Origin of the sequence: Candidatus Blastococcus massiliensis AP3 (assembly GCF_000582785.1) — a bacterium.
GTDB lineage: Bacteria > Actinomycetota > Actinomycetes > Mycobacteriales > Geodermatophilaceae > Blastococcus > Blastococcus massiliensis.
The window spans coordinates 743,866-763,344 of the sequence record NZ_HG931174.1; the positions used below are offsets into that span (position 1 = coordinate 743,866).

Consider the following 19,479-nt stretch of genomic DNA (forward strand, 5'->3'; position numbering starts at 1 on the left):
CTGCCGCGGCGACCGGGCAGCCCTAGTCTCGGGGCATGTCCGCGACGACGACGTCCCGCGCCCGCCTGGCCGCCGGCCTGCTCGCCGGCGGGCTGGCGCTCAGCCCCCTGGTCGGCTGCTCCGTGGGCTCCGAGAACGTGCGCTGCTCGACCAGTTCCTGCACGGTGACGCTGACGGGCAACGGCGCCGAGGCCGAGATCCTGGGCACCACGCTCTCCTTCTCGGGCGTCGAGGACGGCCGCGCCTCGCTGAGCGTCGGCTCGGCCGACGTGTCCTGCACCGAGGGCGAGAGCGTGAGCGCCGGCCAGCTGGACCTGGAGTGCTCGAGCGTCACGGGGGACGCGGTGGAGCTCACCGCGTCACTGGGCTGAGGGCGGATCCGGGCGGTAGCCGAGAGGCGCCCCTCTGCAGAGGGGCCTCCGGCGCCATGTATTGTTTCGTCTGCCCCCGGCAGAACGAGCCCTCATCGTCTAGTGGTCCAGGACGCCGCCCTTTCAAGGCGGTAGCACGGGTTCGAACCCCGTTGGGGGCACATCACCACAGCAAGGCCCTGTAGCGCAGTTGGTTAGCGCGCCGCCCTGTCACGGCGGAGGTCGCGGGTTCGAGTCCCGTCAGGGTCGCCGCCCGGTGTTCTGCACCGGGAGGGGCAGGTAGCTCAGTCGGTACGAGCGCTCGCCTGAAAAGTGAGAGGTCGGCGGTTCGACCCCGCCCCTGCCCACCCTCTTCTCTTCCCCCGCGGCCGGATTCGGCAGCGGGTCTAGACCCAGCTGCGGTCCGCCGCCACCTGGGCGTACACCTCGGCGTGCACCCGCTGGACCGCGGCGCGCTGCTCCTCCCGCCAGGCACGGTCCGCCGGTCGCGGCATCGGCCGGGTGAGCGCCGCCGACACCGCCGCGGTGAGCGACACGGGATCGAGCCCGTCTCGCTCGTCGTTGCCGTAGGTCACCACCTCCGACCACTGGTCGGCGAAGAACCCGCAGCTCGGGGCCACGACGCGAGTGCCGACGTCCCGGCACACCTCCAGGTCGCGCGAGTGCGTCCCGCACCGCTCCGGCAGGACGGCGACGTGGAGCTGCTGCAGCTGGGCCGCCAGGTCCGGCCGCGTGTACTCCACCAGCTCCAGCTCCCCGCTCTCCGCCATCGCCCGGATGTCGGGGTGCGCGTCTCCGCCGGCCTCGACGAGCACCCGCAACCGGCCGCCGCCGGAGACCGCACCGGAGGCCGCCGCGCGGGCCACGGCCACGGGGTCGGGCACGGCCGAGGACGGGACGCCGAGCTGCACGCCCACCAGTCCGCGCTCTGCCCCGAGCTCGGGGTCGGGCACGGCGAGCGACGGGTGCGCCAGGACGATGGGCGTGCGCCCGTAGCGGTCGACGATCTCGTCGGCGGCCGAGGGCGTCAGGGTCAGCACGACCTCCGCCGTCGCGAGCACGGTGCGCAGGTGGCCGTCGTGGCGGCTCCGCGAGGACTGAGCCGGATCCCTCAGCTGGTGCACCGTCACGACCAGCGGCACGCCCAGTCGCCGCACCGTCTCGGTCCAGCTCTCCAGTTCGCGGAGGCCCAGGTGGCCGTAGCCGGAGTGCAGGTGCAGCACGTCGACCTGGTCGGCGTGCGCGGCCAGGTAGGCCTCGTCCAGCCACCGGCTGGGCTCCCCGGGCGCGCCCACGGGCACGGCCTCCTCCGGCAGCACGGCGTCGACGTACGGGTCGCTGAACGGGACGCTCGCCACGCGGAGCCGGCCGGGCCCGGCGACGGACACCTCGCCCGGTCGGTGAACAGGGTCCATCACTGGCAGGTTCGGCTCCTCGGGCGGTCGAGCAGCGCGCCGGAACGGCGCCCTCGTCGACGGGATCAGCCCCGGGCCACGGAGTTCGAGCGGGGACGGCCCCTGCCTACCCCGACCGCACCGCCGCCAACCTGGAACGACTCCATCGGGTGACCGGGGCGATCCAGCGCGTCAGCCGATGCCGATGACCGAGCCGGCCTGCGACCCGCTCCGGGCCCGCTGGGAGACCGCGTAGGCCGGTGCCCGGAAGCGCGCGAGCGGACCGTCGGGCACGAGTCCCGGCGGCGGCCGGCGTACCGCGTCGAACCTCAGGTCGGGGTCCAGCGGCTCGGCCGGCTCCCCGATCGTGAGCCGCCCGAACGGACGCCACGCCTCGCGTCCGCGCGCGGCAGCGAGCTCGAACACCAGGGGCCGCGTCCGTGCCGCCCCGGCGAGCGGGCCCGGATCGGAGGGGACGTCGTCGGTGAGCGGCAGGGCAGCCAGCCGCAGCGGTCCGGCGGCCGAGCTGTAGGCCATGATCGAGGAGTAGACCGTCGCGGCGTCGTTGCGCAGGACCGGCAGCAGGCGGGTGAGAGCGCCCCGACCGGTGGACGACAGCAGCAGGTCCACCGGCGCCGCGGAGTCCGCGCCCAGGCGGACGGCGATGCCCAGCAGGTCCGGGAGCGGCGCGGGCAGGCCGGCGCCGCGGGACAGGCGGACGACGACCGGCTCGCGCGCCGCCGCGTCGAGGAAGGGCACCCCCCACGTCCCGCCGTGCCGCTCCAGGACGGCGTCGAACACCGCGCCGCGCGGATGCATGGGCTTGCCGCTCCGCCAGCGGGCCAGCGCGCCGAGCGGCACCGCCACCAGGCGGCCCGCCTCCCGCGACAGATCGGCCACGTCGTGCTCCCCTCGTCGCGGCGTCCCCTACCCGGTCGCGGCCGGGCCGACGCGAGCGCGCCCCGATGCCTGTCGCCGAGCCGTCCGCGGCGCTACGGTGACGGTGCGGTCCGGCGTGGTCGTTGTGCAGCGTTGCGTCCTGAACGTGATGAACGCCGAGGTCAGCCATCGAGTTCTGCGCAGGTCGTGCGCCATCTTCGGCGGAATCTGCCCGCCGTGCCGTGCTGACACGGACCGGTCCGCACAACTACGTTCTGTGCATGCTCTCGACGCTCCTGGTCATCGGCGGTGTCCTCGTGGGGCTGCTCGTGCTGCTCACCATCATCGTGAGCCTCAGCGCCCGTCCCGCGACCATCGTCCGCGGTTCCGACACCGGTACCGGGCGGACCGAGACCTGGGTCAACCAGGTGGGCCGGCCGCACCCGGATGCCTGGTCGCCGCTGAGCACTCCGTCGACGAACGAGATGCCCGCCGTTCGCTGACCCCTGTACTCCGGGGTCCCGGCGGCTGCGGCTGCGCGCCGCCGGGACGCCGGCCGTTCCGGCCCCGCTGCAGGGTCCCGCCGCGAGCGTGCGAGTGGGGGCAGCGGGGTCCTTCTCCTACCGTTCGAAGTAGCGCCGCGGGTTGGTCACCAGCATCGTCTCGATCTGGTCCTCGGTGACCCCGTGCTCCCGCAGGTACGGCAGCACCTCCTGGTGGATGTGCGTGTAGCGCCACTGGGTCAGCAGCGCCATGACCCCGGGATCGATCCAGTCGATGTAGCACGACGCGTCCTGGGACAGGACCATCCGCTCGGCATAGCCGCGCCGGCACATCTCCACCACGACGTCGGCCCGCGCCTCGAACGTCGTCTCGAGGTTGATGCCGAACCGGTCCATGCCGAGGACGAAGCCGGCGTCGGCCAGCTCGGACAGGTGGTCGGCGTCGGTGGAGTCACCACTGTGCCCGAGGACGACGGCGCGCGGGTCGACGCCCTCCTCCCCGAACACCCGCTGCACGTCGAGTCCCGTGCGGTGGCCCGGGTGCGTGTGCACGGTGATGGGCACGCCGGTGCGGTGGTGGGCCCGGGCGACCGCGCGCATCACCCGCTCCACCCCCGCGGTCAGCCCCTGCGCGTCGATGGCGCACTTCAGGAACGCCGCCTTCACGCCGGTGCCGGCGATGCCGTCCTCGATGTCGCCCACGAACATGTCCACCATCGGGTCGGGCACCTCGGTGCCGAGCGCCGCGTTGAGCGCCGGACCGCGGTGGTGGAAGAAGAACGGCACGTCGTCGTAGGTGTAGCAACCGGTGGCGACCACGATGTTGAGGTCGACCTGCTCGGCGATCCGCTGGATCCGGGGGATGTAGCGGCCCAGGCCGATCACGGTCGGGTCGACGATCGTCCGCACGCCGACGGCCTCGAGCTCCTTCAGCTTTCCGACGGCGTCGGCGACCCGCTGGTCCTCGCTGCCCCACTCCTCCGGATAGTTCTGCTGGACGTCGGGATCCAGCACGAAGACGTGCTCGTGCATCAGCGTCTGGCCGAGCTCGGCGGTGTCGACGGGACCCTGCACGGTCTGGACCTGCGGCACTGTTCCTCCTGAGGGACGGCTGGGGCGGTGACCGCCCTCACACACCCGAGATGATGCCGCCCGTCCCGGCGCTCCCGTCAGCGGGTCCGGCTCAGTCCTCGGCCATGAGCTCGGCGGCCCGCTCGCCGAGCAGCACCGCGGTCGCCGCCGTCCCCCGGCTGGGCACCCGTGGCAGCACCGAGGTGTCGACGACGCGCAGCCCCTCGACGCCCCGGACGCGCAGGCGCTGGTCGACCACCGCGTCCGGATCGGCGTCCGGGCCCATCGGCGCGGTCCCGGAGAGGTGCACCGCCGTGGTGATCCGTGCGGCGATCCAGCCGTCGAGAGCCGCGTCGTCGTCCAGGACGGCATCCGGCAGCCCCGCCGACCGGCTCGCCAGTCCGGAGAAGGCGGCGGCGCCGAGCAGCGTGGCCGCCGTCCGCACGCCCTCGCGCAGTCCGCGCCGGTCGGTCTCCTCGTCGAGGTAGCGGTACTCGATCCGGGGCGGCCCTGCCGGATCGCCACCGTCCAGGCGCAGCCGGCCGCGGCTGTCCGGGTGCTGGAGCCCGACGCCGATCATCGGCTCCGCGTCGTCGTCGAAGGCTCGCAGCCAGGGCATGACCTCGACCTCGCGGAGAGGTCCGTGGCCGGCCACGGGGGCGTGCAGGAGGCCGTGCAGGGGCAGCGCAGACCCAGGCACCCCGGGCGCCGGGCGGTAGGGGACGTAGACCATCGGGTGGTCGGAGAACGCGGCGCCCACCCCGGGCAGGTCCGCGACCACGGCGACACCGGCCGCCGACAGCTCGCCGGCCGGCCCGACGCCCGACCGCAGCAGCAGGTGCGCCGAGCCGACCGCGCCGGCGCTGAGCACCACCTCGCCGGCCCGCACGGGGCCCTCGTCGGTGAGCACGCCCACGGCCCGGCCCCGCTCGACCAGGACGGCGCTGACGACCACTCCGCCCCGCACGGTGAGCAGCGGCGCCCCCTGCCGGGGCGCGAGGTAGGCCATCGCGGCATTGATCCGGACCCCGCCGTCGACGTTGAACGGGATCGGGCCGTAGCCGGGGGCGGTGTCGCCGTTCTTGTCCGGCTCGGCCGGGAAGCCGAGCTCGGCGCACGCCGCGGCGAAGGCGTCGGCCAGCGGGGAGGGGCTCGGCAGCCGCCGGACGGGCACCGGACCGTCGGACCCGTGCCCCGGGTCGGCGCCGAAGTCGGCGTCGGACTCCAGGCGGCGGAGGGCCGGGAGCACCTGCTCGTGCGACCACAGCGGGTTGCCGGCCGCCCAGCCGTCGAAGTCGGCCCGCCGTCCGCGCACGAAGACCGCGGCGTTGAGCGCGCTGGATCCGCCGGCGATGCGCCCGCGGGGGATGCGGACGGTGCGGCCGGGCAGCACCTCGGCCGGCAGGTCCCAGTTCGCCGGGTGCCCGCTCGCGGTGGCTGCGAGGCTGGCCGGGTCGAGCAGCTCCGGCGGCCAGTCCGCGGGGCTGGCCGGGACCGGCCCGGCCTCCAGCAGCAGGACGCGCCGGCCGGTGTCGGCCAGCCGGGCGGCCAGGGCGCACCCGGAGGTGCCGGCCCCCACGACGACGACGTCGACCGGCTCAGTCACCGTCGAGCCCGAGGACTCCGGGCAGGTCGAGCCGGCGCACCTTGCCGGTGGAGGTGCGCGGGAGGTCGGGGAGCCGGTGCAGCGCCTTGGGCCGCTTGGCCGCGCCGAGCCGCTCCCGCGCCCACTCGGTGAGGTCCCCGGGGTCGGCCCCGCCGACGTAGGCGCCCACCACCCGCTGCCCCCACTCGGGATCCGCGACGCCGAACACCGCGCTCTCCACGACGCCGGGGTGGGCGTCGAGCACCGCCTCCACCTCGGCGGGGTACACGTTCACGCCGCCGGAGATGACCAGGTCCTCGCGGCGGCCGTCGAGCCAGACGATGCCGTCGTCGTCCACCCGGCCGAGGTCGCCGACGGTCACGCGGTCCCCGCGCCAGGCGGCGGCGGTCTTCTCCGGTGCCCGCCAGTACTCGAAGCGCGCCCACGGGGGGACCGCGCACCACAGCTGCCCGCGCTCATCGGTCTCCAGGCGTCGTCCGGGACGGGCCCGCCCGACGCTGCCGGGATGCGCGAGCCAGTCCTCGGGCGAGCAGACGGTGAACTGGGCCTCCGTGGAGCCGTAGAACTCCCAGACGCTGCCCTCCGGGAGGGCCTCGAGCACCGCACGCTTCAGCGGCTCGGGGCACGGCGCCCCGGCGTGCACCAGCCGCCGGAAGGACGACCAGTCGACGGGGTGGGCGGAGGACGACACGGCGAGCAGCCGCTGCAGGTGGGTGGGCACGCAGAAGGTCGTGGTCGGCCGGAGTTCCGTGATCGCCTCCGCCGCCCGCGCCACGTCGAACGGGCCCGGCAGCAGCACCTCTCCCCCGGCGAGGAGGGTGTGGATCGCGAACCGCAGCGGCGCGCTGTGGTGCAGCGGTGAGAGCACGAGGTGTCGGTCCTGGGGCCTGAAGTCCCACAGCCCGATTTCCTCGGCCGCCAGGGCCCGGGCGTCGTCGTCGGTCAGCACGCCGGACCACACGCCCTTGCGCCGCCCCGTCGTCCCTGACGTGTAGTGCATCGGGCGGGCCAGGGGCACGTCGGCCAGGTCGGCCTCCGCCGACCCGGTCAGGAGCGTCTCCGGCCGGTCGGCCACGTCCAGCGCCGGATCGGCGTCCTCGGCCAGCGCCGCCCGTTCGGCGGCCGGGAGGCCGGGATCGAGGACGACGGGGACGACGCCGGTCCGCAGCGCACCGAGGACGACGGCGAGCAGCGCGGGCGAGGCCGCGGCGGAGACCAGCAGCCGGTCGCCCCGCCGCGCACCGGCGGCCGCCAGCGCCGCGGCCGCCCGGCGCTGGTCCCGCTCGCTGTCCGCGCTGCGCACCACGGGCACGGTCACGCCGGGCCCACCGTTCCGTCCGCGGCCTGCTCGACCTTCCCTTCGGCCCGCAGCTTGTCCAGCGTCGCCCGGGTCGACTGGGCCGCCGCGAACCACACCGCCCGCGGCACCTCCGCGTAGATGCCGGCCACCAGCTCGTCGACGGTCGTCGCGCCGGCCTGCAGCGCGGCCAGCACCTGGCCCTCGCGGTAGGCACGGTGGGCCAGGTAGTAGTCGAGGACCGCCTCGGGGTTCTCGGTGAGCTCGGGGCCGTGCCCGCAGTAGAGGGCGCTGGGGCCCAGGTCGCGCACCCGGCGCAGCGACTCGAGGTAGGCCACCACGTCGCCCTCGGGATGGGTGACCACCGAGGTCCCCCGGCCGAGCACGTGGTCGCCGACGAGGACGGCGCCGGACTCGACCCGGAAGGCCAGGTGGTCGTCGCAGTGCCCCGGCGTCGGGACGACGTCGACCGTGGTGCCGGCCAGTCGCAGCCGGTCGCCCCCGGAGAGGACGCGCCCGTCCGGTCCGGCGACGTCACCGCTGCCGGCCATCACCTGCGCGCCGAAGCGGGCCGACCAGGGCAGCGCCGCATCGGCGTGGTCCCCGTGGTGGTGGGTGACCAGCACCGCCGTGCACCGGGCGCCGCGCGCCACGAGGGCCGTCTCCACCGCCGCGAGGTGGGCCGGGTCGTCGGGGCCGGGGTCGACCAGCACCGCCTGGCCGCTGCCCGGCGCGCCGACCAGATAGGTGTTCGTGCCGTCGAGGGTCATGCCCGAGGGGTTGGGTGCCAGCACCCGGGTGACCAGCGGCTCCAGCTCCGCGGTGCGCGGCATGCCGCCGGGCGCGGGGAGCTGCCAGGTGGCGCGCGGATCGACGGGTGCGTTCACGTCCGGCACGCTAGCCGCGCCGGCGGGGGGATGCCCAGGCGCGTCCGGAGTACTGCGGCCCGCCACCGATCCCCGAGGTGGCGGACCGCAGTCGTCTCCATGCCGGCGTCAGCACCGGTTCCCGAGGTCGACGCCGCGTGCCCTGAGCCAGCCGACGGGATCGATCTGCCCGCCGTGCAGCACGCCGTTGGGGTGGGCCTCGAAGTGCAGGTGCGGTCCGGTGGAGTTCCCGCGGTTGCCGACCTCGGCGATCACCTCGCCGGCCCGCACCCGCTCCCCGGCGCGGACGAAGTACCGGTTCACGTGCCCGTAGACCGTCACGTAGCCGTCGTCGCCCAGGATGTAGACGGCGTACCCGAAGCCGCTCGCCGTCCCGGCGCGCTGCACGACACCGGAGTGCGCCGCGTAGACCGGTGTTCCGATGGGCGCCGCGATGTCCACGCCGCCGTGCAGCACTCCCCAGCGCATGCCGAAGCAGCTCGACACCCAGCCCGACGTCGGCCTCACGTAGGTGCCCCCCGAGGAGGACCCCCCACCGCCGGACGACCCACCGGAGGAACCTCCGGAGGAGCCGCCGGAGCTGCCGGAGGAGTTACGGGCCGCCGCCGCGGCGGCCGCGGCCTCGGCCGCGGCGCGCTCGGCCGCCGCCCGTTCCGCCGCCTCCTCTGCGGCCTTCTGCTGCTGCCACGCCTGGTGGGCGTCGCGCGCACCCTGCAGCTGGAGCAGCTGGATCTGCGCGGCCTGGAGCTGGGTCTCGTAGGTGGCCTTCTGTGCCTCGATCTCGGCGTAGGCCCCCTGCTGGACGGCCAGCTGGGCGTCGGCCCTCGCCTTCGCGGACGCCGCCGACTCCTCCGCCACCGCCATCTCGTCGCGCGCGGAGCGCGCGACGCTCTCGGCGTTGGCCTGGGCCACCCGCGCGACCTCCATCTCGGCCAGCACGTCGACCTTGTTCGCCCCGACGTAGTCCAGCATCGCGGCGCGCTGGATCAGGTCAGCGGGGCCCTCGGCGGACAGTAGCGCGGCCGACTGCGTCAGCGACCCACCGTTCATGTAGCTGTCGCGGGAGAAGAGAGCGATGCGGGACTGGGCGGCGGCGACTGCCTGGGCGGCCTGCTCGAGCTGCGCGGCGGCCTCGTCGGCCTTGCCCTGCGCGACCTGCAGGGCCTCCTCCGCGACGAGATAGGCCGTGCCGGCAGCCTCGGCCTGGACGCCGACCCGCTCGAGGTCGGCCTCGGCGGCGGCGACGAGGCCGGCGATGCGGCCGACCTCGGCCGACACGGCGGCCTGCTGGGCCTTGGCGGCGTCGAGCTGACCGTCGGTCGGGTTCGGCGGCGGCGGGGGGAGGGCGATGGCGGGCGTGGCCGTGGCCATCAGCGCCGTGCCGGCCATGACCGCGACCAGCACGGAGCGCAGGGGGCGGGTCCGCGCGCGGCGGACACCGGGGCGCGCGGTCGCCGGTCCGGAAGGACGGCGCTGGAACATGACTGGCTCCCGGGGAAGGGGAATGGGTCGCGATGCCCAGCGAGAGTCGCACCGTCACCCGTCGTCACAAAGGCAACACGCGCAACAGTTGACGCGCCGCAATCAGAACGGTAAGTCACCGCATCGGCACAGTCGGTATGTCGACACCGGGGACGACGTCACCGTTCCGCGGACGTGGGGGCGCTCTACTCTCGGCGCCGTGGACATCCTCGGCTCGGGCCACGAACAGGTCGTCTTCTGCAGCGATCCGGAGTCCGGACTCCGCGCGGTCATCGCCGTCCACTCCACGGCGCTGGGGCCGGCCCTGGGCGGGACCCGCTTCTACCCGTACCCCTCCGAGGAGGACGCCGTCGCCGACGCCCTGCGGCTGTCGACGGCGATGTCGTACAAGAACAGCCTCGCCGGCCTGGACCTCGGCGGCGGCAAGGCGGTGATCATCGGCGACCCGCGGACCGACAAGACCGAGGCGCTGCTGCGCGCCTACGGCCGGTTCGTGGAGGCCCTGGGCGGGCGGTACCTCACCGCCTGCGACGTCGGCACCTACAACGCCGACCTCGACGTCGTCGCCCGGGAGACCCGGTTCGCGCACGGCCGCTCCCTGGCCTACGGCGGCTGCGGCGACTCCTCCGTGCTGACCGCCTACGGCGTGTTCCAGGGCATGCGCGCCGCCGCCCGGCACTGCTGGGGCTCGTCCACGCTGGCCGGGCGCACCGTCGCGGTCGCCGGCGTCGGCAAGGTGGGCTCCGAGCTCGTCGACCTGCTGGTCGCCGACGGGGCCGACCTGGTGGTCACTGACGTCGACGACGCGGCGGTCGAGCGGGTGCGCGCCCGCCACCCGCAGGTGCGCGCGGTCGCCGACACCGCCGCGCTGGTCACCACGCCCCACGACGTGTACGCCCCCTGCGCCCTGGGCGGCGCGCTGGACGAGGCGACGGTGGCCGCACTTCCGGCCAGGATCGTCTGCGGCGGAGCCAACAACCAGCTCGCCGCTCCCGGGATCGCCGATCGGCTGACGTCCCGCGGCATCCTCTACGCCCCCGATTACCTGGTGAACGCAGGCGGCGTGATCCAGGTCGAGGACGAGCGGCACGGCTTCTCCTTCGAGCGCGCCCGGGCCCGGGCCTCGGGCATCTACGACGTCGCGCTGCGGGTCTTCGGGCTGGCCGACGCCGAGGGCATCTCCCCCGCGGCGGCCGCCGACCGGCTGGCCGAGGAGCGGATCCGCTCGGTGGGCCGGCTGGCCGCGATCCGCCTGCCCCGCTGAGGAAATCCCCGTCCGCGGCGGGCACGCCGCCCGCTCGGGGGAGGGACGTATGCCCCGTGCTGATCCGTGTCGTAAGGTTGCTCAAGACATAGTCACTCAGTCGGGGTCGCCACGCGGGCCGTTCCAGCCCGGGGGCTGGACCTCCGCACTCCGTAGCGAGGGGGTCGAGCCGATGGGGCGCGGCCGAGCGAAGGCCAAGCAGACACGCGTGGCCCGTGAGCTCAAGTACAGCTCACCCAACACCGACCTGTCTGCTCTGCAGAAGGAGCTCGCCGGGTCAACGCCGTCCTACTCCGCGCCTGCGCGCGCGACGGACGACGCTGATGACGACGACGACGAGTACAGCGACCGCTGGAGCGACGACGACGCGGACGACGACTGGGCAGCCAGCCGCTGATCCGCTGATCCGCAGCGTCTGATCGTCGGCACCGTGGCGCCTCGGCGTCACGGTGCCGACGCATGCCCGAGGGACTTTCGGCCCCGAAAGTCCGGGGACTTCCGGGGCCGGAAGTCCGCTCAGCGGTAGGTGTTCTCCAGGCGGGCGGTGGCGCCCTCGCCCTCGGCCGGGCGGATCTCGCCGGCCACCCACGAGGGGACACCAGCAGCGTTGAGCTGGGCGACGACGGCGTCGGCGACCTCGGGGGCCACGGCTGCGACCATGCCGACGCCGCAGTTGAAGGCCCGCTCGGACTCCTCGCGCGGCACGCCGTGCTCCTCCATCAGCCGCACCGCGGCGGGCAGCGCCCACGTGCTCCGGTCGAGCACCGCCTCGAGACCGGCCGGGACGACGCGGGCGGTGTTGCCGGCCAGTCCGCCGCCGGTGATGTGCGCGAACGCGTGCACCTGCTCGACCCCGTGCCGGTCGACCAGCGCCAGGCAGTCGAGGGCGTAGATCCGCGTCGGCTCGAGCAGCTCCTCGCCCAGGGGGCGGGAGAGGCCGGCCGGGGTGGCGTGCAGGTCCAGACCGGCGGCCGCCACGACGCGGCGCACCAGCGAGTACCCGTTGGAGTGGAAGCCGCTCGAGGGCATCGCGACGACGGCGTCCCCGGCCCGCACCCGTTCCGGCCCCAGGACGGCGTCGGCCTCGACCACCCCCACGGCGGTCGCGGCGAGGTCGTACTCGTCGGCGTCCATCAGATCGCCGTGCTCCGCGGTCTCCCCGCCGACCAGGGCCGCACCGGCCAGCGTGCAGCCCGCGGCGATGCCGGTCACGATCGCGGCGATCCGCTCGGGGACCACCTTTCCGCAGGCGACGTAGTCCTGGAGGAACAGCGGCTCGGCCCCGCAGGCGACGAGGTCGTCCACGACCATCGCGACCAGGTCGATGCCGACGGTGTCGTGCCGGTCGAGCTGGCGGGCCAGCGCGATCTTGGTGCCGACGCCGTCGGTGGAGGAGGCGAGCAGGGGCTTGCGGTACTTCTGGACGTCGAGGGCGAACAGTCCGGCGAACCCGCCGAGGCCACCGACCACCTCGGGCCGGTTGGTCTTCTCGACCGCGGCCTTCATCAGGGTGACCGCTCGCTCTCCGGCGTCGATGTCGACGCCGGAGGCGGCGTAGGTGAACTGCTGCTCGGTCACGGGCGCAGCAGGGCGTCCTCGGCGCCGCCGGGGACGGTGGCGCTGCCGGCCTGCTGACCGGTCCACCCGGTCAGCGCGCGGCTCCCGATGCCTTCGAGCACATGCTTGCCGAGCACCTCGGGCTGCTCCAGCGGTATCGGGTACTTCCCCGTGAAGCAGGCGGTGCACAGCCGGTTGGCCGGCTGCTCGGTCGCGGCGATCAGCCCCTGCTCGGAGACGTAGCCCAGCGAGTCGGCGTTGATCGACGCCCGCACGCCGTCGATGTCCAGCCCGTTGGCGATGAGCTCGGCCGGGCTGGCGAAGTCGATGCCGTAGAAGCACGGCCACTTCACCGGCGGGGAGGCGATGCGGACGTGCACCTCGACGGCGCCCGCCTCGCGCAGCATCCGCACCAGCGCCCGCTGGGTGTTGCCGCGGACGATGGAGTCGTCGACGACGACCAGCCGCTTGCCGCGGATGACGTCGCGCAGCGGGTTCAGCTTGAGCCGGATGCCCAGCTGGCGGATCGTCTGCGAGGGCTGGATGAACGTGCGCCCGACGTAGGAGTTCTTGACCAGGCCCAGGCCGTACGGGATGCCCGAGGCCTGGGCGTACCCGACCGCCGCCGGGGTGCCCGACTCGGGCACGGGGATGACCAGGTCGGCCTCGACCGGGTGCTCCTTGGCCAGCCGCCGGCCGATCTCCACACGGGCGGCGTGGACGCCGCGGCCGGAGATCGTGGTGTCGGGGCGGGCCAGGTACACGTACTCGAAGACGCAGCCCTTGGGCTGGGCCGGCGCGAAGTGCTGGCTGCGCAGCCCGTTCTCGTCGATGGCGATGAGCTCACCGGGCTCGACCTCGCGCACCACGGAGGCTCCGACGATGTCCAGCGCCGCGGTCTCGCTGGCCACCACCCAGCCACGCTCCAGCCGGCCGAGCACGAGCGGGCGGACGCCCTGCGGGTCACGCGCCGCGTAGAGCGTGTCCTCGTCCATGAACGTGAGGCTGAAGGCGCCGCGGAGCTGCGGCAGGATCTCCATCGCCGCGGTCTCGACCGGGACGTCGGGACGGGCGGCGATCAGCGCGGTGATCAGGTCCGAGTCGTTGGTCGCCACGAAGGCGCCCGGCACGCCGGCGTCGGCCGCCTTGACGGCGAGCTCGGCGGTGTTCACCAGGTTCCCGTTGTGGCACAGCGCCAGGCCGGCACCGGCCCCGGTCGTGCGGAAGGTGGGCTGGGCGTTCTCCCACGTCGAGGCACCGGTGGTCGAGTACCGGGTGTGGCCGACGGCGATGTGCCCGCGGAGGCTGCCCAGGGTCGCCTCGTCGAAGACCTGGCTGACCAGCCCGAGGTCCTTGTAGACCACGACGGAGGAGCCGTCGGAGACGGCGATCCCGGCCGCCTCCTGACCGCGGTGCTGGAGCGCGTACAGGCCGAAGTAGGTCAGCTTGGCGACCTCTTCCCCTGGCGCCCACACACCGAAGACGCCGCAGGCGTCCTGGGGTCCGGGGGACTGGGGGTCGAGGTCGTGCGTGAGCCGACCATCACCGCGAGGCACGTGGTCGAGCGTACCGGCGTGCGCGGCCCTGCCCAGCCCCGAGCGGGTGTCCCGCATCACCCCCCGGGGGCGTCGTCGCAGGTCGTCGGGCCGCCCAGCGGGAACCGGACGGCCGGGAAACGCGTTGTCGAACGGTCCCCACCGGCCACGGAGGTCCGCCTGTGCCCACGCCCACCGCACCCGCCCCCCCTCCTGCCACCGTCCCGCTGCCGCCCGCCCCGGCCCAGGCCGAGCGGCTCGTGGCCCTCGGCGTGCACGAGATCGCCGGGCTGACCTCCACCGAGCTCCGCGCCACCGCCGCGCTCCTCGCTCCGGGCGCCCTCCTGGTCGTCCACCCCGACCGTGCGCCGGCGTCCGCCCTGGCCCCGCTGCTCGAGCTCGAGGGCAGGCCCGGGTTCGTCGTCGCCGACATGACCGATGTCGACGCGTTCGCGCCGATCGAGTCGGTGCACCTGCCCGACGCCGCCGTCTACGCCGTGAGCGGGGTCGGGCGGGGTGACGAGATGCTGAACCGGAGCCCGGACGAGGCGCTCCCGGCCATCACCGGCGCGGGCCGGACGCCGCTCACCCTCCCCGAGGGGATCCACTGGCTGCTCCAGTGCCCGGACGTCCTCGAGCGCAACGTCTGCTTCATGACCATCGGCTCGCGGCTGCGCAAGCCGAACGGCCGCCTCGACTCCCGTACCCCGGCGCTGTGGATCAGCAACGGCACCGGCCGGGACGGCCGCGAGCGGCGGGGCGCGCCGAAGGTCGGCTGGTGCTGGGCCGGCAACCGGCACACCTGGCTCGGCTTCGCCTCCGGACAGCGGCGCGCCGCCGTCTGACGGATCCTGGACGGTGTCGGCCACGTTCTACCGAGGTCACGTCCTCACCACAGGAGGCGAGCGATGCCGAACGATCGGCCCGATCCGGGTGAGTTCTTCGAGATGGCGCAGCGCATGCTGCGCGAACTGCTCGGCGATGCGCGACGCGACGAACCAGGTGGCGGCGAGGATCCCTGGGCCGACGTGACGCGCCGGTTCCGCGAGTCCTTCGCCGGCGGGCGTCCGTCCCGGAGCGACCAGCGTTTCCACGAGCCGAGCCCCGAGGAACAGCGGGAGAACCTCACGTTCGCCCTGGCGACGCGCGCCGTCGAGGCCCTCGAGGACCTGGCGCTCAACGTCGCGGCGATCCGCCAGCGCCTCGAGCGCACGGAGCCGCCGTCCAGCACGGGGTCGGGCGGGCCTCCGGACTCGGAGGACGCGACCGGCGGGTTGACCTCGGTCAGCCGAGGTTGCGCAGCTCGGCGGCGATCGTCGTGTCGTCGCCGTGCCCGGTCCTCACCACCGTGTCGCCGTGCAGGCTGAACAGCTGTGACCGGATCGAGTCCAGGATCGTCGGGTGGTCGCTGAACGACCGGCCGGTGGCTCCGGGACCGCCGTGGAACAGCGTGTCGCCGGTGAACACGGTGTTCAGGTCGGGGGCGTGCAGGCAGGTGCTGCCCGGCGAGTGACCCGGCGTGTGCAGCGCGGTGAGCGTGGTGCGCGCCACGGTGAAGCGCGTCCCGGGGGCCAGGTCCTGGTCCGGCTCGGCGCCCGCATGCGTCATGTCCCAGAGCATCCGGTCCTGACCGCTGAACCAGATCGGCGCACCGGTCGCCTCCCGCAGCGCCGGGGCGGCGGTGATGTGGTCGTTGTGTCCGTGGGTCAGCACGATCGCGGTCACCCTGCGCCCGCCGATCGCCTCGACGATCGGGCCGGCGTCGTGCGGCGCGTCGATGACGAGCACCTCGTCGTCGTCCCCGACCAGCCAGACGTTGTTCTCGACGTCGAAGTCCTGCCCGTCGAGGGAGAAGACACCGGGGATGACGACCTTGTCGATGCGGGCGGTGCTCATCGCTCGCCTCCGGGCTCGTTCCGCTCCTCGGTCGCCGGCGCTCCCTGCGATGCTCGCTCGCCCGTCGCTCTCGCGGCCATCAGAGCACCACGACCGATCGCAGGACCTCGCCGCGGTGCATCTTGGCGAAGGCCTCCTCGACGTCGCCCAGGCCGATCGTCTCGCTGACGAAGTCGTCGAGCGGGAAGCGGCCCTGCAGGTACAGGTCGACCAGCATCGGGAAGTCGCGGCTGGGCAGGCAGTCGCCGTACCAGGAAGACGTGATCGCCCCGCCGCGGCCGAAGATCTCGATGGCCGGCAGGGTCACCTCCATGTCCGGCGTCGGGACGCCGACCATGACCACCCGCCCGGCGAGGTCACGGGCGTAGAACGCCTGCTCGAAGACCTTCGGGTGGCCGACGGCGTCGATCGCGACGTCCACCCCGAAGCCTCCGGTCAGCGCCTTGATCGCCTCGACGGCGTCGCCGTCCCTGGAGTTCACCGTGTGGGTGGCGCCGAACTTCCTCGCCCACTCCAGCTTCCGGTCGTCGATGTCGACGGCGATGATCGTCGACGCTCCGGCCAGCGTCGCCCCGGCGATCGCCGCGTCCCCGACACCGCCGCAGCCGAAGACGGCGACGCTCTCGCCGCGCCGCACGGCCCCGGTGTTGATGGCGGCCCCGACGCCCGCCATGACGCCGCAGCCGAGCAGGCCGGCGGCCGTCGGCGGGGCGGCAGGGTCGACCTTCGTGCACTGCCCGGAGTGCACGAGCGTCTTCTCCGCGAACGCGCCGATGCCCAGCGCGGGGGACAGCTCGGTGCCGTCGGCCAGCGTCATCTTCTGCGCCGCGTTGTGGGTGTTGAAGCAGTACTGCAACTGCCCCTTGAGGCAGGCCCGGCACGAGCCGCAGACCGCCCGCCAGTTGAGGACGACGTAGTCGCCGACCGCCACGTCGGTCACGCCTTCGCCGATCGCGGAGACGACGCCGGCCGCCTCGTGGCCGAGGAGGAACGGGTAGTCGTCGTTGATGCCGCCCTCGCGGTAGTGCAGGTCGGTGTGGCAGACCCCGCAGGCCTGCACGTCCACGACCGCCTCACCGGGCCCCGGATCGGGCACCAGGATCGTCTCGATCGCGACCGGCGCGCCCTTGCCGCGGGCGACGACGCCCTTCACCTCGTAGGCCATGCCCGGAGCCTAGGCGCGGTGCGCGCCCGTGGCCCGGGGAGCCGGGGCGTCCCGGACCGGTCACGCGGACGTCACGGTTGCCCGTTGGACCTGCGAGCCGCGGGCAGCCGTCGTACGTTCCCACCGGCTGTGGCGCACACCACCGCGCACAGCACGGGTCGCGTCCGACCGGTCGCGCCGAACCCCGTCCCCGGAGGTCCGTCCGTGGCCGTACCCGCCTTCCTGGCCCGCGAGCGCATCATCGCCCGGCCAGGCTTCAACCGGTGGCTCATCCCGCCGGCCGCCCTCGCCGTCCACCTGTGCATCGGCCAGGCCTACGCCACCAGCGTCTACAAGACCGCACTGGTCCAGCACTTCGACGCCAGCCTGACCGCGATCGGCATCATCTTCTCGATCGCGATCGTGATGCTCGGGCTCTCCGCCGCGGTCTTCGGCACGTGGGTGGACCGCAACGGGCCCCGCGCGGCGATGTTCACCTCCGCGGTCTTCTGGGTCAGCGGCTTCCTCGTCGGATCGCTGGGCATCTACACCGACCAGCTGTGGCTGCTGTACTTCGGCTACGGCGTCCTGGGCGGCATCGGTCTGGGCATCGGCTACATCTCGCCGGTCTCCACCCTGATCAAGTGGTTCCCCGACCGCCCGGGCCTGGCGACCGGCATGGCGATCATGGGCTTCGGCGGTGGCGCGCTCATCGCCTCGCCGCTGTCCCGCCAGCTGATGAACTTCTACGACCCCGACTACGACGGCACCGCGGGCACGGTGCCCGACGGCGAGTCGGTGGCCCTGCTCTTCCTCACCCTCGCCGCGCTCTACGCGGTGTTCATGATGTTCGGCGCGTTCATCGTGCGCGTCCCGGCCGAGGGCTGGAAGCCCGACGGGTTCGACCCGTCCACCGTGAAGCAGAAGGCGCTGGTCACCAGCGAGAGCGTCTCCGCGAACAACGCGATCCGGACGCCGCAGTTCTGGCTGCTGTGGATCGTGCTGTTCTGCAACGTGACCGCGGGCATCGGCATCCTCGAGCAGGCCGCGCCGATGATCCAGGACTTCTTCCGCGACGGCGCGACATCCGCGGTCGCCGCCACGACGGCCGCAGGCTTCGTCGGGCTGCTCTCGCTGTTCAACATGGGCGGCCGCTTCGCCTGGTCGACCACGTCGGACTACATCGGCCGCAAGCCGATCTACATGATCTACCTCGGCGTCGGCATCGTGCTCTACATCATCCTGGCGACGCTGGGCAGCAGCGCGACCTGGATCTTCGTCATCACCGCCGCGATCATCATCAGCTTCTACGGCGGCGGCTTCGCGACGATCCCGGCCTACCTGCGCGACCTCTTCGGCACCTTCCAGGTCGGCGCCATCCACGGCCGGCTGCTCACCGCGTGGTCGGCCGCCGGCATCGCCGGTCCGCTGATCATCAACGGCGTGCTCGACATGGCCGACGGCGAGCCCGGGGAACTGGTCGCCGGCGACTACCGGCCGGCCCTGTTCATCATGGTCGGCCTGCTCGCGGTGGGCTTCGTGGCCAACCTCCTGGTCAAGCCGGTCGCCGACAAGTGGCACGAGCCGACGTCGTCCCCGTCCGCCCCCGACAACGAAGAGAGCGCCGTCCGATGAGCAGTCCGGCCCCGACCGGGAACCAGCAGCCCACCCGCACCCCCGCGGCCCTCATCGCCGTCGCGTGGACCCTCGTGGGCGTGCCGCTCGCCTACGGCCTGTTCCAGACGGTGAAGACGGCGAGTTCGCTGTTCGGCGGCTGAGCGCCGAGCCCCGGGCTCAGCGCGGCCCGGGCCGCCCGGCCTGGCGGGCCTGGATCCGCGGGTCGGGCAGGGCGCCGGCGACGCCGTGCCCGATCAGCCCGTCGCGGTCGTACATCCACGTGGTGCCGAACGCGACGCCGCCGTCCCCGAGGTGCCCGGCGCTCTCCATCCCGATCCACTCGCCCCGGGGATCGCGGACCAGGTACATCGTCACGTCGGTGTTGATGAACGCCAGACCGTCGGGACCCGAGTTCGACAGCGGGTTGGTGAAGTCGGCCATCAGGGCGGCGCGGAGCAGCGGCGTGAGCGGCTCGCCGGCGACGAACTCCGCCGTCTCCCGCATCCACACCCGGCCCGGCTCGGCGCTGCCCCACGGGTTGATCCGCCGGATCTCCCACGACATCGGCCCACCGGCCGGGCCCTCGATCGCCTCGGGCGGTGGCACGTCCCAGGCAGTGGGTGCCCACGGTTCGGACTCCGGGTGCTCCGACCGGCGGAGCAGCACGGCCGAGCCCCGCAGCACCTCGACGTCGTCGGCCAGCACGCTCACGTCGACCGCGCGCAGCCGCCGACCGTCCCGGGTGCGCCGGGTCTCCACGCGCAGCGGCCGCATCGGCACGGCGCGGACCATGTCCACCGTCATCCGGGAGAGCTGGAACTCCGGGTCAGCGCAGTCCCGCTGGACACCCCACCCCACCAGTCCGCCCATGTGATGGCCGTTGACCATCTCGTCGGACCAGGGGCTGGCGGCCGTGGGCGACGGCACCAGCAGCTCCCCGTCGGGCGTGAACGACGCCTGCATGACACCTCCGTGC

Annotated in this window: 20 protein-coding genes and 3 tRNA genes; 10 read left to right on the plus strand and 13 right to left on the minus strand. The window is 73.9% G+C overall.

What is annotated here, in order from left to right; all coding sequences use genetic code 11:
- The first annotated feature begins 35 nt into the window (after positions 1-35).
- From BN344_RS12045 to BN344_RS12060, 4 genes are all read left to right on the plus strand, one after another.
- Positions 36-371 carry a hypothetical protein gene (locus tag BN344_RS12045; RefSeq protein WP_040338677.1) on the plus strand — a complete coding sequence of 112 codons (336 nt, stop codon included), beginning with the start codon at positions 36-38 and terminating at the stop codon, positions 369-371.
- Between the two features lie 88 nt (positions 372-459).
- A tRNA-Glu gene (locus BN344_RS12050) sits at positions 460-532 on the plus strand.
- A 14-nt stretch (positions 533-546) separates the two neighbouring features.
- Positions 547-620 (plus strand) — tRNA-Asp (locus tag BN344_RS12055).
- 24 nt (positions 621-644) lie between these two features.
- Positions 645-718: transfer RNA gene (locus BN344_RS12060), tRNA-Phe, on the plus strand.
- A gap of 39 nt (positions 719-757) precedes the next feature.
- On the opposite strand, the gene BN344_RS12065 is transcribed toward BN344_RS12060, so the two are convergent.
- The gene (locus tag BN344_RS12065) at positions 758-1,786 is read right to left on the minus strand and encodes a glycosyltransferase (RefSeq protein ID WP_051515834.1); all 1,029 of its coding nucleotides are present in this window, start codon (positions 1,784-1,786) and stop codon (positions 758-760) included.
- A gap of 171 nt (positions 1,787-1,957) precedes the next feature.
- Positions 1,958-2,665 carry a hypothetical protein gene (locus BN344_RS12070; RefSeq protein WP_051515835.1) on the minus strand — a complete coding sequence of 236 codons (708 nt, stop codon included), beginning with the start codon at positions 2,663-2,665 and terminating at the stop codon, positions 1,958-1,960.
- Between the two features lie 260 nt (positions 2,666-2,925).
- Between BN344_RS12070 and BN344_RS12075 the strand changes: the two genes are divergently transcribed.
- Positions 2,926-3,147 (plus strand): hypothetical protein, encoded by a 222-nt coding sequence (locus tag BN344_RS12075; RefSeq protein ID WP_040339175.1) that lies wholly within the window; start codon positions 2,926-2,928, stop codon positions 3,145-3,147.
- 117 nt (positions 3,148-3,264) lie between these two features.
- Here BN344_RS12075 and BN344_RS12080 read toward each other — a convergent pair whose 3' ends face one another.
- From BN344_RS12080 to BN344_RS12100, 5 genes are all read right to left on the minus strand, one after another.
- Positions 3,265-4,239, minus strand: a complete 975-nt coding sequence (locus BN344_RS12080; protein WP_040338679.1) for a phosphotriesterase family protein — start codon at positions 4,237-4,239, stop codon at positions 3,265-3,267.
- Positions 4,240-4,330: 91 nt separating this feature from the next.
- Positions 4,331-5,824, minus strand: coding sequence for a mycofactocin dehydrogenase MftG (gene mftG / locus BN344_RS12085; protein ID WP_040338680.1), 1,494 nt, complete (start codon positions 5,822-5,824; stop codon positions 4,331-4,333).
- Positions 5,817-7,142, minus strand: a complete 1,326-nt coding sequence (locus tag BN344_RS12090; RefSeq protein WP_040338681.1) for a class I adenylate-forming enzyme family protein — start codon at positions 7,140-7,142, stop codon at positions 5,817-5,819. The genes mftG and BN344_RS12090 overlap by 8 nt, the downstream gene beginning before the upstream one ends.
- Complete coding sequence (locus tag BN344_RS12095; protein ID WP_155858855.1) at positions 7,139-8,008, minus strand: MBL fold metallo-hydrolase; 870 nt, start codon at positions 8,006-8,008, stop codon at positions 7,139-7,141. The genes BN344_RS12090 and BN344_RS12095 overlap by 4 nt, the downstream gene beginning before the upstream one ends.
- A gap of 108 nt (positions 8,009-8,116) precedes the next feature.
- Positions 8,117-9,412 (minus strand): M23 family metallopeptidase, encoded by a 1,296-nt coding sequence (locus tag BN344_RS12100; protein WP_231486750.1) that lies wholly within the window; start codon positions 9,410-9,412, stop codon positions 8,117-8,119.
- Positions 9,413-9,689: 277 nt separating this feature from the next.
- On the opposite strand from BN344_RS12100, the gene BN344_RS12105 reads away from it, so the two are divergent.
- A complete protein-coding gene (locus BN344_RS12105) occupies positions 9,690-10,754 on the plus strand; it encodes a Glu/Leu/Phe/Val family dehydrogenase (protein WP_040338683.1) in 1,065 nt (354 codons plus the stop codon).
- Between the two features lie 172 nt (positions 10,755-10,926).
- Positions 10,927-11,151, plus strand: a complete 225-nt coding sequence (locus BN344_RS12110; protein WP_040338684.1) for a DUF3073 domain-containing protein — start codon at positions 10,927-10,929, stop codon at positions 11,149-11,151.
- Positions 11,152-11,270: 119 nt separating this feature from the next.
- Here the strand turns inward: BN344_RS12110 and purM are convergent, their stop codons facing one another.
- Entirely contained in the window at positions 11,271-12,332 is a 1,062-nt protein-coding gene (purM, locus tag BN344_RS12115; RefSeq protein ID WP_040338685.1) for a phosphoribosylformylglycinamidine cyclo-ligase, read from the minus strand.
- Positions 12,329-13,867: an amidophosphoribosyltransferase gene (gene purF / locus BN344_RS12120; RefSeq protein WP_040339177.1), complete on the minus strand. Its 1,539-nt coding sequence runs from the start codon at positions 13,865-13,867 to the stop codon at positions 12,329-12,331. Before purF ends, purM begins: the two co-directional genes overlap by 4 nt.
- 161 nt (positions 13,868-14,028) lie before the next feature.
- On the opposite strand from purF, the gene BN344_RS12125 reads away from it, so the two are divergent.
- Positions 14,029-14,691, plus strand: a complete 663-nt coding sequence (locus BN344_RS12125) for a DUF5701 family protein (RefSeq protein WP_040338686.1) — start codon at positions 14,029-14,031, stop codon at positions 14,689-14,691.
- Between the two features lie 36 nt (positions 14,692-14,727).
- Here BN344_RS12125 and BN344_RS19910 read toward each other — a convergent pair whose 3' ends face one another.
- The 3 genes from BN344_RS19910 to BN344_RS12140 form a co-directional block, all read right to left on the minus strand.
- Positions 14,728-14,940 carry a hypothetical protein gene (locus BN344_RS19910; protein WP_155858856.1) on the minus strand — a complete coding sequence of 71 codons (213 nt, stop codon included), beginning with the start codon at positions 14,938-14,940 and terminating at the stop codon, positions 14,728-14,730.
- Between the two features lie 190 nt (positions 14,941-15,130).
- A complete protein-coding gene (locus BN344_RS12135; protein WP_040338688.1) occupies positions 15,131-15,742 on the minus strand; it encodes an MBL fold metallo-hydrolase in 612 nt (203 codons plus the stop codon).
- A 79-nt stretch (positions 15,743-15,821) separates the two neighbouring features.
- Positions 15,822-16,907, minus strand: coding sequence for an S-(hydroxymethyl)mycothiol dehydrogenase (locus tag BN344_RS12140; protein ID WP_040338689.1), 1,086 nt, complete (start codon positions 16,905-16,907; stop codon positions 15,822-15,824).
- A gap of 204 nt (positions 16,908-17,111) precedes the next feature.
- On the opposite strand from BN344_RS12140, the gene BN344_RS12145 reads away from it, so the two are divergent.
- Together BN344_RS12145 and BN344_RS20300 are read left to right on the plus strand one after the other, a co-directional pair.
- Positions 17,112-18,521, plus strand: coding sequence for an OFA family MFS transporter (locus BN344_RS12145; RefSeq protein WP_040339178.1), 1,410 nt, complete (start codon positions 17,112-17,114; stop codon positions 18,519-18,521).
- Positions 18,518-18,664 carry an MFS transporter small subunit gene (locus BN344_RS20300; RefSeq protein WP_166518231.1) on the plus strand — a complete coding sequence of 49 codons (147 nt, stop codon included), beginning with the start codon at positions 18,518-18,520 and terminating at the stop codon, positions 18,662-18,664. The genes BN344_RS12145 and BN344_RS20300 overlap by 4 nt, the downstream gene beginning before the upstream one ends.
- 16 nt (positions 18,665-18,680) lie before the next feature.
- On the opposite strand, the gene BN344_RS12150 is transcribed toward BN344_RS20300, so the two are convergent.
- Positions 18,681-19,466 (minus strand): acyl-CoA thioesterase domain-containing protein, encoded by a 786-nt coding sequence (locus BN344_RS12150; protein ID WP_051515836.1) that lies wholly within the window; start codon positions 19,464-19,466, stop codon positions 18,681-18,683.
- Positions 19,467-19,479 lie beyond the last annotated feature (13 nt).

Coding starts and splice junctions, on each gene's coding strand:
- BN344_RS12045 (WP_040338677.1), top strand. CDS start 36: ATGTCCGCGACGACGACGTCCCGCGCCCGCCTGGCCGCCGGCCTGCTC.
- BN344_RS12065 (WP_051515834.1), bottom strand. CDS start 1,786: ATGGACCCTGTTCACCGACCGGGCGAGGTGTCCGTCGCCGGGCCCGGC.
- BN344_RS12075 (WP_040339175.1), top strand. CDS start 2,926: ATGCTCTCGACGCTCCTGGTCATCGGCGGTGTCCTCGTGGGGCTGCTC.
- BN344_RS12110 (WP_040338684.1), top strand. CDS start 10,927: ATGGGGCGCGGCCGAGCGAAGGCCAAGCAGACACGCGTGGCCCGTGAG.
- BN344_RS12135 (WP_040338688.1), bottom strand. CDS start 15,742: ATGAGCACCGCCCGCATCGACAAGGTCGTCATCCCCGGTGTCTTCTCC.
- BN344_RS12140 (WP_040338689.1), bottom strand. CDS start 16,907: ATGGCCTACGAGGTGAAGGGCGTCGTCGCCCGCGGCAAGGGCGCGCCG.
- BN344_RS20300 (WP_166518231.1), top strand. CDS start 18,518: ATGAGCAGTCCGGCCCCGACCGGGAACCAGCAGCCCACCCGCACCCCC.
- BN344_RS12150 (WP_051515836.1), bottom strand. CDS start 19,466: ATGCAGGCGTCGTTCACGCCCGACGGGGAGCTGCTGGTGCCGTCGCCC.